Here is a 15,558-nt window from a genome sequence, read left to right as displayed (position 1 = left end):
AGATCTCTCTTAAGCTGAAGGGGTTATGTGGGCGCGGGGCCTGTGGATTGTCGAATAATTAACTCGGGGGTGAAGCTACGGTATGTTTCACCCTCTTTCCCGGAACCATTGAGTTCTTTTGAACTTTTACACTGAATTTTCTCAAGCAGTAATTCTGCTGCCGAACGGGCGATTTCCTGGTTGGGTTGGTGTGCGGTTGTAAGTTTAGGCCAGGTTTGTCGAGAAAATGGGCTGTCTTCAAATCCTGCGATAGAGACTTGCCCGGGAACATCAATCTTTAACATACGGGCGGCAAATAGAGCGCCCGCTGCGATTTCGTCATTAGCGGCAAATATTGCTGAGGGAGGTTTGTCGCTGTCGAGGATCTTTCTCGCATTGATCTCGCCCGATTCAAATGAATATTTCCCTTCAACAATCAAATGTCGGTCTACTGCTATTCCTGCATCTTCGAGTGCCTGGCTGTATCCATTTTGACGCCCCAATGTGGAAAGGTGCTCCTCGCCTCCGCTTAAGTAAGCGATACGTTTGTGCCCGAGTGAAAGTAGGTGCTGGGTAATATTGTAGGCGGCCTGGCGGTCGTCAATCTGTATAGATTTTCCCTTTGCTTTCTCTGTATTGGTGGAAGAAATAATTCGCACAAATTCCACATTCATGGATTGGAGCGTATCGATAAAAGAAGGTGACTCTGAAAAAGGGGGGGTCAGGACCAATCCGGCTACTTTGCCGTGCTCGACAAGTTTATTTAGGTCGCTGTGGATAACTGGAGATTTTGAATTACAAGGATGGATAAGTAGCTCATACCCTTTTGCTCTGCAGGCTTCCAATATGCCGTTTTGCATATCGATAACGTAGTGGGCATTAGGGTTGTCATAAATAAATGCGATGGAATAGGAGTGTGTCCCCGCCAGATTCCGCGCTGCCAGACTGGGTGTGTAGTTCAGGCTTTTGACTGCGTCGAGTACTTTTTGCCGAGTGGCTGCGCGTACAGAGGGCTCATTATTGATCACCCTGGACACTGTTTTGATAGATACGCCGGCGCGCTCGGCAACATCGTTAATTGTGACTTTCATGCATCAACTAGTTCTATCTGAGCCTTGGCCTTGCTGGCATCGACAAGTAAGTATTGCTGGAAGGTGGGATTTTAACAGTTATGAGTCTGCAATTAGCTTATGGGGTGCGCCTCCTTTCTTAATTTGTGGGTAATTTGTAGTTTTTTATCCCAATTCTTTGAGATTCCCAGACCTTATCATTTGTCTGTAAAAATCCTACACCTAAGTAAGGCCAATCTTTCTCTTTGTGACTGAATGAAGGCATTAAGTTTCCCAGTATTAAAGAAAATGATGGCTTTTACGCCAAATACTTCCTATATGCCTGTCTCCTCTGGTCAACATCTTCAATCACTATTTGAAGCCTCTTGAAAATTTTTGTAGTTTTACTACATAATGCGCATCAATAAGATTGAGTGGCTACAGATTGGGTGAATTACTCAAGCCGGGCGTCCAAAGTCTCTACCACCTCAGCGGGGAGGAGGTTCCGGCATTGTTGGATCACTAACATTCAGCTCTAAGAGCGGGAAGAGGTTCGGAAGTGAGATTTCTACCCGATAACAGGATTTCCCATGAGTCTCCATAAGCAGTCTTGCCGTGGGCTGAAAGGTTGTCCGCTGGAATGATTGGGTTTCCAGCGATCTGATAAAAGCAACTTTGTCCCTCCTGCTTCAGATTTACGATTGGGCAATAGGACATTGATGGCACTACAACCAAAGGGTTGCAGTGGGAGCCATTCCGCCGAAAGGCGCTCCACGGAAAGATAATCACAGGTGGCTGATGCCACTGAAATGTGACCCTGGTGGTTTTTGTAACTAGAGACCACCTCAACAGAGTTATTACGGAATAGTCATGGTTCACAGCAAGCTTCAGACCGTTACCGAACGCATCATTAAGCGCAGCGAAGAAACTCGTGCAGAGTATCTGGCGCAGGTTGAGAAAGCGCATATTGAAGGGCGGGCAGCGGCACATGTGTCTTGCGGAAACTTGGCCCACGCAATAGCTGCATCTCCGGAAGGTGATAAGCAGTTGATCGCCTCGGGGCGGGGGCCGAACCTGGGTATCGTCAACGCATACAACGATATGTTGTCCGCTCATCAGCCTTATGGTGCCTACCCTGCTCAATTGAAAGAGGCAGCTGCGCGCAATGGCGCAACGGCCCAGGTTGCCGGTGGCGTACCGGCAATGTGCGATGGGGTGACTCAAGGGCGTGCAGGGATGGAACTCAGCCTGTTTTCGCGAGATGTGATTGCCATGTCCACAGCAATCGCGCTTTCGCATGATGTTTTCGAAGGAGCCATATTCCTGGGTATCTGCGACAAAATTGTCCCCGGCCTGGTTATTGGTGCTCTTTCTTTTGGCCACTTGCCTTCAATTTTTGTACCTGCGGGTCCAATGCCCACTGGCCTGTCCAATGCGGAAAAAGTCCGGGTTCGCCAGCTCTATGCTGAAGGCAAAGTAGGGCGCTCTGAACTATTGGAAGCCGAGAGTGCTTCCTACCACAGTGCCGGCACCTGCACCTTTTACGGCACTGCCAACAGTAACCAGATGTTGGTAGAAATTATGGGACTGCAACTGCCCGGCAGTTCCTTCGTAAACCCCGGTACCGAATTGCGCTCGGCATTAAATGAAGCTGCCGTGGCGCAATTGGTAAAAATTACTGAACCGAGCCGGCACACTTCGGTAGCTAAAATTCTCACCGAAAAAGCATTTGTCAACGGAGTGGTGGGACTGCTCGCTACCGGTGGATCCACAAACCACACATTGCACCTTATTGCGATGGCGCGTGCAGCAGGTATTCAGTTGACTTGGCAGGATATGGCCGACCTCTCTGAAGTGGTGCCGCTGCTTTGTCATGTGTACCCGAACGGCACTGCGGATATCAACCACTTTGCCGCAGCTGGCGGTATGCAGTTCCTGATTCGCGAACTCCGCTCCGCTGGCCTTTTACACGATGATGTGCACACGGTACTCGGTAATTCCGGTCTCGAACCCTACTGTGAAGACCCCTTCCTCAACAGTGATGTTGGCGGTGTGGTTTGGAAACCCACTCCAGAAGAGAGCGGTGATACGACGGTCATTCGTCCAGCCACAGACCCTTTCTCCCAGCATGGTGGTTTGCAGTTGCTCGAAGGAAATCTTGGGCGCAGTGTAATCAAAGTCTCTGCGGTTAAATCTGAGCACCTCAAAGTGAAGGCTCCGGCCATTGTTCTGGATAACCAGGACGACCTGCTCAAGCGATTCAAAGCCGGTGAGCTAGAGCGTGACTTTGTAGCTGTAGTGAGATTCCAGGGACCTCGTGCCAACGGTATGCCGGAACTGCACAAGTTAACACCGACGTTGGGGGTGCTGCAGGATCGTGGCTTTAAAGTGGCATTAGTCACTGATGGGCGTATGTCCGGCGCTTCCGGGAAAGTCCCTGCTGCCATTCATATGTCACCGGAAGCCGTAGAAGGCGGTGCGATTGCCAAGGTGCAAGAGGGCGACATGATTGAACTCGACTCAGAGGCCGGTATTTTACGCGTGCTGGTAGATGAAGCTGAATTTAATGCCCGCCAACCGGCCCAGTGTGACCTGTCTAAAAGTGCCCGTGGTACGGGCCGTGAACTTTTCGCTAATATGCGCGGGCTTGCCAGTGGTGCAGAGACCGGTGCAAGTATTCTTTATTGATTATTACGGAGCCAAACAGGCTCCGAGAAAAGAACGATCTCAGAGCAAAATTTATGATTAACCCTTTTGATATGGTGTTATTTGGTGGAGGCGGAGACCTTGCACTGCGCAAGTTACTACCGGCACTTTACCGAGCATTTAGAGAGGGCAGCTTGGTTGAGGGCTGTCGCATCCTTCCGGTGTGTCGCCGCCAATCAGATGTTGATCAATATATCGATACAGCCCACCAGGCACTGCAAAAATATCTCCGTGAGGGTGAGTACAGTGCTTCGAGCTGGGACCAATTTAGCCAATTACTTTGTCCGATCGCACTGGATATTGCCGTACCGGATAGCCAGTGGGATCACCTGGCAGAAATTCTCGGTTCCGACTCAGAGCGGGTTCGTATTTTCTATTTGGCAATACCGCCCGCGGTATTTGGCCCCTGCTGCGAAAACCTCTCCGTAAAAGGCCTTATCACTGGAAATTCCAGGGTCGTGGTAGAAAAACCGCTGGGCTATAACGCCCAAACTTCTGATGAAATTAACAGTAAAATTGCCAGTTACTTCCCAGAAGATAGTATCTTCCGTATCGATCACTATCTAGGTAAAGAAACTGTTCAAAACCTTCTTGCACTGCGTTTTAGCAATGTATTGTTTGAGCATCTTTGGGATGCAAAAACCATTGATCATATCCAGATCAGTATTTCAGAAACCGTAGGCCTGGAAGGGCGTGCGGGCTTTTATGATGAAACTGGTGCTATGCGGGATATGGTGCAAAACCATCTGCTGCAACTGCTGTGCCTTATCGCCATGGAATCTCCCAACAGCATGTCGGCGAAGAATATCCGTGCAGAAAAAATTAAGGTGCTTGAGGCTTTGCGCCCGCTTACCGGTAATTTGGTCGATAAGAACGTTGTGCGTGGCCAGTATATAGCTGGGCAAATCAATGGCAATGATGTTCCTGGTTACCTCGATGAACTCGACGGTGGAACCAGTTCAACCGAAACCTTCGTTGCAATTCGAGCGCATATCGATAGTTGGCGTTGGGCAGGGGTGCCGTTTTACTTGCGTACCGGCAAGCGCATGGAAAAGCGTTGTGCCGAAATTGTAGTGCAGTACAAAAATGTTTCTCATCATGTATACGATGAGTCAGCCGGAAAGGTTGTCCCCAATCGCTTGGTTATTCGCTTACAGCCGGAAGAAAGTATCAAGCTGGTTTTGATGGCGAAAAAAATGGACAGTCTCACCACTGAGTTGCAACCGGCCGAATTGAATTTAACCCTTTCTGATACTTACGACAGTTTCCGCAGCGACGCTTATAAGCGCCTGATGTTGGATGCTGCAGCAAATAATCCCGCGCTCTTTATCCACCGCGACGAAGTTGCCGCTGCCTGGGCGTGGGTTGATCCAATTATTGAGCATTGGCGCGAAACGGCTAATCAGCCGCAGCCCTATCCTGCAGGTAGCTGGGGGCCAGAAGAGGCAGAAAAACTGCTGTCACGCAGTGATCGTCATTGGTTTAACGCGCAGTAATAATCTGGAAAGCCGGCGCAGCTATTAATTTTACCGCGCCGGTTTCCACTAAGAGAAATGGAAGAATCCATGGCTGAAGAAAAATTTTTCCAAGATCGCGAGCGCCTGGTGCAGGCTCTAGCCCACGATTGTGCTTGCGAACTGCAAAAAGGTATTAAAGAAAATAATCACGCAAGTTTCCTGGTATCTGGCGGCAGTACGCCGGAACCAGTATATCGCGAGCTATCCAAACGCCCGCTTCCGTGGTCGCAAATTACAGCGGCTCTCGTTGATGAGCGCTGGGTAGAAAAAACCGAAAGCGGTAGTAACGCAGCTTTTATTGAAAAGTCGCTTTTACAGAATTTTGGCGCCGAAGCCAATTTTCTGGGTATGAAAAATTCACATGCATCAGCCGCTGAAGGTGAAGAGGCCTGTGAGCGCGCATATGGCGAGTTGCAGAAACCGTTTGATGTTTGTTTGCTGGGTATGGGCAGTGACGGCCACACCGCATCACTATTCCCCCATGCACAGGGCTTACAGGATGCACTAAATCCTGAATCACAAAAGTTGTGCAAGGCAATTACTGCTAATCAAAGTGAAGTTACCGGCTCCAATACCGAGCGTATGACTTTGACCCTGAGTGCAATTTTGCAAGCGCGCAATATCAAGTTATTGATCACTGGCGAAGAGAAGCTAAAAGTTTATCGCGAGGCGTTGCTCGGCAGTGATGAGTTAGAAATGCCGGTGCGCAGTATTCTTAAGCAGGGGCTGAAACCAGTCACTGTTTACTGGGCGCCTTAACGAAAGATTTGGAATTATCTGATGCAGAAAAATATCGCCGAGATTTTGCAGGTAGCTGGCGTTGTCCCAGTACTGGTTGTAGATAAAGTTGAAGATGCCCTCCCTCTTGCCGGGGCTTTGATTGAAGGTGGCCTGAAAGTACTTGAGGTAACCCTGCGCACTGAGGCAGCCCTGGAAGTTGTTGAACAAATTGCAAAACACCTGCCGGAAGCCCATGTGGGAACTGGCACGGTGCTAAATGGTGATGATCTGCGTCGCTCTATCGAAGCCGGCGCCAGCTTTATGGTGAGCCCCGGCGCAACCGACCGCCTACTGAATGCTGCTGAAGGCAGTGAAGTACCGCTGCTGCCCGGTGCTGCCAGTGTTTCAGAAGTGATGCGCCTCTACGAGCGTGGTTATCGCTACCAGAAATTTTTCCCAGCCCAGGCGGCAGGGGGAGTGCCAATGCTGAAATCCATTGGCGGTCCGATACAAGACGTTCGCTTTTGTCCCACCGGTGGTATAGGGCCTCAAAATGCCCCGGACTTTCTGGCTCTGAACAATGTGGTTTGTGTCGGTGGTTCCTGGATGGCGAGCAGCACTCTGGTTCGTGAAAAGAACTGGGCAGAGATTACTCGTCTGGCAAAACAAGCTGCGGAATTGAAATAACACACACTCGGTATGGTGCACTCGCAAGCGGGTGCCACTTGAAAAACCAGAAGCATATAAAGAGGGTAAAGCGAGATGAAAATTAAAATTGCCATTAATGGTTACGGTCGTATCGGTAGAAATGTCACCCGAGCTATCTATGAATCAGGCTACAGCGATCGTGTTCAATTGGTCGCGATTAATGATCTCGCTCCGGTAGCTTCTAATGCTCACCTGACTCGCTTCGATACTATTCACGGTCGCTTTGGTACAGACGTCAAAGTCGATGGTGATGCTCTGGTTATTGGTGGTGATCGAGTTCAGGTTTGCCAGGAGCGCGACCCTTCCAAATTGCCTTGGAAGCAACTGGGTGTGGATTTAGTCCTGGAGTGTACTGGCCGCTTTACCGATCGCGCTTCCGCTTCTGCCCATATAGAAGCCGGTGCCGCTGCAGTGCTGATTTCTGCACCCTCAAAAGATGCGGACCTCACAGTTGTTTACGGTGTAAACGACAGCAATCTCACTGCGGATCACCGTGTGGTATCCAATGCATCTTGCACTACCAACTGTCTGGCACCTGTAGCTCAGGCACTGCATCGTGAATTGGGTATTGAGCGCGGCTTTATGACCACCGTGCATGCCTATACCAATGACCAGAATACCCAAGATGCAGTGCACGCAGATATTTATCGTGCCCGTGCGGCGGCGGATAATATGATCCCTACCAAAACAGGTGCGGCTGCAGCGGTAGGTTTGGTATTGCCTGAGTTAAAAGGTCGCCTCGATGGTATGGCCGTCCGTGTACCGGTAAGTAATGTGTCTCTGGTGGACTGTCAGTTTATTTCCGGCCGTGACACCACCGCCGAAGAAGTTAACCGCATTATGCAGGAAGCTGCTAAGGCCAGTGGCGGTGTACTGACCTACTGCGATCAGCCCTTGGTATCCGTGGACTTCAATCACACCAGTGCCTCCAGTCACTTTGATGCGAACCACACCCGTGTGAATGGTAACTTGGTGAAGGTCATGGCCTGGTACGATAATGAGTGGGGCTTCTCCCACCGCATGTTGGATACCAGTCTGGCAATGGCTGAGTCACTTCAGTTGAAGCAGCCTGTTGCTGAATCCGCCTGATCCCCCTCATTTACCATATTTTGGTAATTCAATTACTGAGGGCCATTAAATGGACATAGAATTCCTGTTTGATAGCCCTCTGAACCTCCTTCTCAATTTATTAGATGACGGGATCTTATGATTCGCCATACAAAAATCGTAGCAACCTTAGGCCCGGGTACGGACAAGCCTCGCGTAATTGATGAAATGATTCGCGCAGGGGTGAACGTTGTACGTCTGAACTTTTCTCACGGATCGGCAGAGGATCACCGACGCCGCGTTACAGAGGTGCGCAACGCCGCCGAAGCGCAGGGAAAAATTGTTGCGGTTTTGGGGGACTTGCAGGGTCCCAAAATCCGCATTGCCCGTTTTGCCAAGGGCAGTGTACAGCTTGAAAACAATGACGAATTTACCCTCGACCTGGATTGCCCGGTTGAAGGGGGAGATGAGCACCGCGTTGGAGTGGATTATCCAAGCCTGATTAGCGACTGCCAGTCCGGCAATATCCTGCTGTTAGATGACGGCAAGATTCGTCTCGAAGTAACCGGCACTACCCCAAGCAAGCTCTATTGCCGGGTTTTACAGGGCGGTAAGCTGTCGAATAACAAGGGCATCAACTTGTTGGGCGGCGGCCTGTCTGCACCGGCTCTGACAGAAAAAGACTACCGGGATATCAAGCTGGCAGCAGATCTCGAAGTGGATTTCCTCGCGGTCAGTTTTCCGCGCTGTGCAGAAGATTTGGATACTGCTCGCAAAGCCATGGCAGAGGCTGGTAGCCAAGCGGCGATCGTCGCCAAAGTTGAAAGGGCCGAAGCTGTTGCCGATGATGAGCAAATGGACAGCCTAATCCTGGCTTCCGATGCGATTATGGTAGCTCGCGGTGATTTGGGGGTAGAGATCGGAGATCCTGCTTTGGTCGGGGTGCAGAAAAAACTGATCAACCGCGCAAATGCTCTCAATCGCGGCGTAATCACTGCAACACAAATGATGGAGTCGATGATTACCAGCCCGACTCCCACCCGTGCCGAGGTGATGGATGTTGCCAATGCGGTGCTGGACGGTACCGATGCAGTTATGCTATCGGCGGAAACAGCAGCGGGCGATTACCCGGTTGCCGCTGTGGAATCTATGAGTGAAGTGATTATCGGCGCTGAACAGTATTTGGGTAGTGTTCCCTATACTGCAGAGGACCACGGTTCTTCAGCTTTAATCGATACTGTGATTGCCCAGGCGGCGATTGATGTTGCAACGCGAGTGGAGAACCTCTGTGCTGTAGCCGCATTGACCGAGTCTGGCCGCACACCGAGAATGATGTCCCGTGCAAATACTCGCTTGCCGATCTATGCACTAACCCGGCACCCTAAGATCGCTCGCCAGCTGATGCTGTTACGGGGAGTAGAGACAGTGAGCTTTGATCCGGCTTCAGTTCCCCTGGGACATTTAACCGAAGCGGTTATCGAGGTATTAAGCTCTAGAATCGATTTGCAGAAAGGGCAGCGGGTACTGATTACCCAGGGGGAACGCCTCAATATGGGTGGGCACACCAACTCCATGCGGATCAAAGAGATCGAATAGGCTTTCTGAAAAAAGGCCCAGGCACCTGATAATGAGGTTACTGGGCCTACTTCAACCCATAAGCGCTTTATTTGCAGTTAACGCTATTTTCCAGCCATTCATGTTTGCTGATTTTCCCCTTTCCCTCAGCCTGTAATTGAATTATTTTGTGATGAGTGTCACAAATCTAAAAATTCAATTTCGCGGTCCGCCAAACGCTATCTAATTAGATACTTTTATCAATAATGGAATATTGATACTCGCTGTTGAGAAATTATCCAATTACTTTAATCAACTGAACAATAATTGTTCATAGAAGTTGTATTGCGGGATATTTTTCTAATACGCAGGTACTATATTTATTTGATTATTAAAAATTAATCGATGATGGTTTTAGTCTAATTCTTCATTACTGAAGTTTTGATCACTGTTCCCGAAAGCTTCGCTACTCAGCTTAACACTTGCTATCTACCGTATTTTCCTAATTTGCGGTAACCTCGCGAAGTAGATCTCAGCCCTATGTTTTATTCGGCGCCACTTGGATTCTTGACCTATTTAGATTGAAAAGGAAGATAAGAATCTAATCGTTAGTATTCTTCTAGCACAGTAGCCCTTAAGCTCCCTTTTTTGGATAGAGAATGTTCTTCTCAGCGGCTTCGTTGTGTAATGGCGTGGTATTGGCTGGTCTTTCAATTTCGATTTTAATCGACGCCGACAAAGCCCGGAGGAATTATCAGTTGAAGTCACGCTGGTTTCAGCTTAAGGGTATTTTGTTCGAAAAATAGACGGAATCGAAAGCTTACCGGAGTTCTTTGGGGGTTCCCTGATGTTCGCGGGTGAGAGTTAACTGAATTAGGTCCCCACTAGGTCCAGATAGGCGTAAGTGTTTAAAGGATTATCATGCAGCTACGTGTTGAAAATAAGCAAGGCATCCAGTACGAAGTGAGAGTAGGGTGGACGTACCCGCTGGGAATTCCTATGCAGGTCGATGTCGGCCACTTGCTTTCGATGTTCGACGATGCGGTTATTGAGAAAATTTACCAACACTTTTTCAGCCTGGGAGGTAGCTCCTGCAATTTGCTCAGTACCAGTATTCAAGCGGGTACTTCGGGCACAATCTTCCTGGGGCCCCTATCTGAGCCGCCTGGCCACTTGTCCTCTTCTGAACGAGAGATTTATCGCGCTTTAATTCAGAATCGACTGATTATTGAAGAAGCGCCAACGGCAGCTACCGTAATTGCTGAGAAACAGGCTGAGTTGATTGCCAAGATTCGTATCGGCCTACAGCAAATTATTGCCCAGGAGAGGGCAGAGGCGGCTCAAATCCAGCAGCAGCATGAGAAGCGCTCAATGCTGGAAAAAGTGGGTGCCTATATTGAAAGTGGCGCGACCGGTTTTGGCAATGCCGCCTGGGGCTTGGCGGTATGGACAAAAGATGTGCTTGAAGTGGCGCAAATGCTGAATCCTCTGCGTCAGTCGCATAGGTTGGGTGTTGCCACAGCAAATTACTTCTGGAATGACAAGAGCTTCGCAGAATCTGGCCAGGAGTACGTTACGGATCTGCAAAAAGAAGTGGTGGATGTACTCGGTTTTGACCCTTCAAAGGTTACTCGGCAGCAATTGGATTTGGCATTCGACGTTGCTCAAATTATTTACGATGATCCGGCCCTGCGCGGGGTTATCTTCCGTTTTGCCGAGGATTATGTAAAAGCACAACACAGCCTGGAAATTACAGAAATAGCCGGCGGTGGTGCCTTTGAAATTATCCTCACTATCGTCCTAGCGGCGATTACTGGAGGCGTCGGCGCCGCTGTAGCTATGGCCAAAAATGCGCGCCTGCTGAAGTCCTTTAAAAATGTCGGCGAGCTGATGTTGGACTTGGCCAAACTGAAGAAGCAGCAACAGCTAGTTTCCAAGAAAAAGGGTGGCAACGCTAAAGGAGGGGAAGGCGCTAATTTCTCCGATTTGAGTTCCTCAGAAGCGGCGGCTCCGCCAGCCAGCTCTGGCAGTTCTGGTGGCTCAGGGGCCAGCAGCACTACCTCAAATTCCAATCAAAGCAATAGTGGTTCCAATAATAATTCAAGTGAGTCGCAAGGTAGCCAAGCGAATAATAGCAACGAGCCGGACAATACCAATAGCGATACCGGGGAAAACCAGAACGGTGACACCTCCCAGTGCAATGCCAATGCCTGTGAAGGTGGTGAACCGATCAACTTAAAAACAGGTGAAGAGCGTCTGACTTTGGTGGATACGGTGCTGGATGGCCCACTGCCACTAGCTCTGGCGCGAACTTACCGCAGCAGTAACGCCAGGGATTTCGGTTTGGGCCACGGCTGGACCCACACGTTGAATGAGCGCCTGGTATGGCGTCCAGGCAAAGCGGTACAGTTTCATGATGCCGAGGGCCGGGTAATCAGCTTACCTGCACCGGGTAATAGCGGCCGCAGCCACAATGTGGTGGAAAATTTATCGTTAACTCGCGTGAACGATGAGCACTGGGTTGTAACTCCCTATGGAGCCCAAAATGGTGTGCAAAAACACTTCAAGGCGACAGGTACTAAAGGGGCTCTAAAACTCTCTGAAATCCGCGACGGCTACGGTAACTATTACCTCTTCCACTATATTGATGAGCGCCTGATTTGTATCGAGAGCAGCCTCGGTGAAGCTCTGCATATCAGCCCGCCCGAAGGGCAGCCCAATAGCCTGCGTATTGGCGAGTTAAAGAAAGAAACTCGCGATGGTCGCATTAAAATACTGGCTCAGTACGAATACAGTGATGAAGGTGATCTGATAAAAGCCACCGATGCGGATGGCTACAGTGAGCAATATGAATATCACCAGCATGTTATTTCCAAGCGCATCCTAAAAACCGGTTACCGCTTTTACTTTGAGTGGGATAAAGAAGGCCCATCTGCCCGTTGCGTACGCCAATGGGGTGATGCTATCGACGGGCAGGCTACCTACAACTACAAATTTGCCTGGGATGAGGATGGCCACGGCGTTACCGTAACGGATACTCGTGGGGGACAGGAACGTTACCGCTTTAATGATCGCGCCCTACCGATTTATCACCGCGACCCTGAAGGTGCAGAGACCCTCTACAGCTACAACGATCTGGGCCAAGTTACCAAAGTACAATTGCCTAGCGATGATGGCAGTCGGCGAGAAGAACTCTATAAGTATGATGACCAGGGTCGCTTGATACAAAAGACCGATGCCGCTGGCAACAGCCACCGCATCGAGTACAACGGTGAAGGTCTGCCTGCCAAAGTGACTGATCCCGCCGGTAACTCCTGGCAACGTGAATACAACAAGAAAGGCCAGATCGTCACCACCAAAGACCCTCTTGGCAGTAGCACCCGATATAGCTATAACCCGGTAGGATTGATCGGCAGTGTTACCGATCCCTTGGGCAACGCCACTCGCTATCTATGGAACCCGGAAGGTAAGCTGGCAGCGGTCAAAGACCCCATGGGCCGCACCCAGCACTATCGTTATGACGGTGCACGCCGCCTGGAAGAAGTTCAGCATGCCCCCGGCCAGATAACCCGCTATGAATACGACGCCCAGGATCGAATCCATGCAGTTATTACCCCGGATGGAGCCAGGACTCAGTACAGTTACAACCCCCAGGGGCTGCTTGCGGAAGTTATGGACTCCGAAGGCCGCAGCACCTGCTACGCCTACGACGGCCTCAGCCAGGTTAAGATGCGCACTAACCCGGACGGCAGCCGCCTGGAGTACCACTACGACGGCGAGCGCAACCTTGTGGGCCTCACCAATGAAAATGGTGAGCGGTACCAGCTCAAATACGACCTGAACGAACGCCTGATTGAAGAAGTGGGCTTCGATGGACGCGTGACTCGCTACGCCTATAACCGCGCCGGGCACCTGATTAGTTCCAGGGCAGTGACTGATGCTGATACCGGCAAAGGTGTGGATACCATCTTTGAGCGCGACCCCTTTGGCCGCCTATTGGAAGAAGTCACCCCGGATGGTGCAACCAATTTCCGCTATAGCCGCAGCGGCCAGCTGATCGAAGCGGAAAATGCCCACCGCAAGCTGCGCTGGGAATATGATGCTAACGGACGCGTAACTGCGGATTGGCAGGGCAAAGATAAACTCAGCCATAACTATGATGCTGCCGGCAATCGCATCGCCACGACCTTGCCCGATGGTGAAGTGCTCAACTTCGCCTTTAACCCCGCCGGCCAATTCGAGAGCCTGCACCGCCGCCCGGTAGGCAGCAACTCCGATCAGCTGATTACCAATATCAATCATGATGAGCAGGGCAGGGAGAGTCAGCGCCAGCACGGCAATGGGCTGGAGAGCCAGCGAGATTATGACCCTCAAGGGCGGCTGCAAAGGCTATGTCTAAACAAAGCTAGTGGCCCAGTCTCCGACCCAACTCAAAACTCTCACTCAATCCTGGAGCGAAGCTACCACTACAATAAAGCTGGCCAGATTGCCAAAATCGAGGACAGTCTACGTGGCACCCGCAGCTACCACTACGACGCCCTGGATCGCCTCACCCAGGTTGATGGCCCTAACCCAGAGCATTTTGTGCACGATCCCGCACACAATATTCTGGCCGCCGCTAATTCAAAGGATGAAGCCAAGCAACAGGCCAGCGCCACCCAGGTCAAAGGTAACCGTTTAGCCTTCCGTGGCGATACTCACTATCGCTACGATATCCACGGCAACCGTATCGCCGAGCTGCGCGGTAAAGGGCAGAAGCTTCAAACCCGCTATCAGTACAACAGTCGCCAGCAGTTGGTGCGGGTTGAAAAACTCGAGGTAGAAAAGGGCGGCGAAAAGCTTCAACAAGAAATTCACTACCAGTACGATCCACTGGGTCGTCGTGTTGGTAAGAACACCAACAGTGAACAAACCAGCTTCCTCTGGGATGGCGATGTTCTGCTTCGTGAAAATAAAGCCGATATCCATACGCGGCAGGACCTGAATACCCGCACCTACTACTTCGAGCCGGGTACCTTTAAGCCGGTTGCTCTAAAAGAAGATGAGCAGGTTTATCACTACCACCTGGATCATCTGGGAACGCCTGATACCCTTACCAATCAGGAAGGTGAGGTGGTTTGGAGTGTTGCTTATCAGAGCTATGGCAATATTGCACTGGCTCATGAAAACCAAATAGAGCAGCCTATTCGCTTCCAGGGGCAGTACTTCGATGAAGAAACTGGACTGCACTACAATCGGTTTAGGTACTATGACCCAGAAGTTGGGGAGTTTACTCAGCAGGATCCAGTTGGCTTGTTGGGGGGGATAAATAATTATCGGTATGTGACTAACCCATTAGTTTGGATTGACCCATTCGGGCTAACAGCGCTTGATGAAACGGGGTTTTCCGTTTATGGCTTGTACGAGCCTGGAGCAGATGAACCCTATTATATAGGGATCTCTAATGATCCTATTCGTAGGCTTGATGAACATACACGTTCAGGTCGTTATGATCCGAGAACAGGTGAGCAAGTAGTTTTAAAGAGGGATTTAACTTTTGCACAAGCCCGGGGATATGAGCAGGCATACATAGAAAAGCACAGTACTTTAACAGGAGTTATAGGGGAGCCAATTTCTGAGACGAATAGAGGCAACAAAGTTAATTCTTTTGATAAAAATAGAACGGATGAAAGGGGGGTTATGTTTAATCAAGAGTATGAGAGTGCGGTTATTGAAATCACCCCTGCTAAATCGATAGGTCGAGGATGTAAAGAAAAATGAAAAGTTTAAAACTTGAAGATGGAGATGTATATTTCATTCCATTATTTTTGACAGAAGATTATAGTCTTAAAAGCTATTCTAGGTTTAAGTTTGGTGAGGGCGATCAAGAGTTTTGCTTTTGTAGAATAGTAGCTAGTGAGGGTGGGGCGGGTATCCTCATCGAGATTTTTGATTTTGTTGGACCTGCCGGCTCAGATATTGAGTCAATTATTAATAGGCCTCGTCTAATTGATCCGGTCTATATAGTCGGGGACGGGATATCTAAAAAAAGATGGCGGAAAGTTGGATCATCAAAAAGTTATAATAGAGAGAAAGATTCTGGTTATAGCAAAATTAAATTTGTTCTTGGTCGAGGTGATGATCGGCGTGTTTGGTGTGATGGAAAAGAGTTTCCTTTTGACAAAATTAAAAATGCAAAATCAATAGAGTCGCATAAACTATGGACTGCAGCGCAATTAGAAAATAGATTGGTTAATGAGTTATCCAAAGAGCAGTATAAGTCAAAATAAGCAATCCTG

Annotated in this window: 9 protein-coding genes; 8 read left to right on the top strand and 1 reads right to left on the bottom strand. The window is 49.7% G+C overall.

Annotation, left to right across the window (positions count from 1 at the left end; genetic code table 11):
• Positions 1-23: 23 nt before the first annotated feature.
• Entirely contained in the window at positions 24-1,070 is a 1,047-nt protein-coding gene (locus tag ACJJIM_RS15485; protein WP_413663098.1) for a LacI family DNA-binding transcriptional regulator, read from the bottom strand.
• A gap of 828 nt (positions 1,071-1,898) precedes the next feature.
• On the opposite strand from ACJJIM_RS15485, the gene edd reads away from it, so the two are divergent.
• The 8 genes from edd (at position 1,899) to ACJJIM_RS15445 (ending at position 15,549) form a co-directional block, all read left to right on the top strand.
• Entirely contained in the window at positions 1,899-3,716 is a 1,818-nt protein-coding gene (edd, locus tag ACJJIM_RS15480) for a phosphogluconate dehydratase (protein WP_444911407.1), read from the top strand.
• A 53-nt stretch (positions 3,717-3,769) separates the two neighbouring features.
• On the top strand, positions 3,770-5,230 hold the full coding sequence (gene zwf, locus ACJJIM_RS15475; RefSeq protein ID WP_444911406.1) for a glucose-6-phosphate dehydrogenase: 1,461 nt from the start codon (positions 3,770-3,772) through the stop codon (positions 5,228-5,230).
• Between the two features lie 69 nt (positions 5,231-5,299).
• Positions 5,300-6,010, top strand: a complete 711-nt coding sequence (pgl, locus tag ACJJIM_RS15470; RefSeq protein WP_413663095.1) for a 6-phosphogluconolactonase — start codon at positions 5,300-5,302, stop codon at positions 6,008-6,010.
• A gap of 21 nt (positions 6,011-6,031) precedes the next feature.
• Complete coding sequence (gene eda / locus ACJJIM_RS15465) at positions 6,032-6,658, top strand: bifunctional 4-hydroxy-2-oxoglutarate aldolase/2-dehydro-3-deoxy-phosphogluconate aldolase (RefSeq protein WP_444911405.1); 627 nt, start codon at positions 6,032-6,034, stop codon at positions 6,656-6,658.
• A 75-nt stretch (positions 6,659-6,733) separates the two neighbouring features.
• A complete protein-coding gene (gap, locus tag ACJJIM_RS15460; RefSeq protein WP_413663093.1) occupies positions 6,734-7,768 on the top strand; it encodes a type I glyceraldehyde-3-phosphate dehydrogenase in 1,035 nt (344 codons plus the stop codon).
• 117 nt (positions 7,769-7,885) lie between these two features.
• The gene (pyk, locus tag ACJJIM_RS15455; RefSeq protein ID WP_413663092.1) at positions 7,886-9,322 is read left to right on the top strand and encodes a pyruvate kinase; all 1,437 of its coding nucleotides are present in this window, start codon (positions 7,886-7,888) and stop codon (positions 9,320-9,322) included.
• Between the two features lie 879 nt (positions 9,323-10,201).
• On the top strand, positions 10,202-15,040 hold the full coding sequence (locus tag ACJJIM_RS15450; RefSeq protein WP_444911404.1) for an RHS repeat-associated core domain-containing protein: 4,839 nt from the start codon (positions 10,202-10,204) through the stop codon (positions 15,038-15,040).
• Entirely contained in the window at positions 15,037-15,549 is a 513-nt protein-coding gene (locus ACJJIM_RS15445; RefSeq protein WP_413663090.1) for an Imm26 family immunity protein, read from the top strand. The genes ACJJIM_RS15450 and ACJJIM_RS15445 overlap by 4 nt, the downstream gene beginning before the upstream one ends.
• Positions 15,550-15,558: the final 9 nt, after the last annotated feature.

The organism is Microbulbifer maximicatervae (SeqCode) (assembly GCF_052467615.1).
The sequence above is the reverse complement of the archived record's forward strand: the minus strand, read 5'-3'. Positions and strand labels throughout refer to the sequence as shown.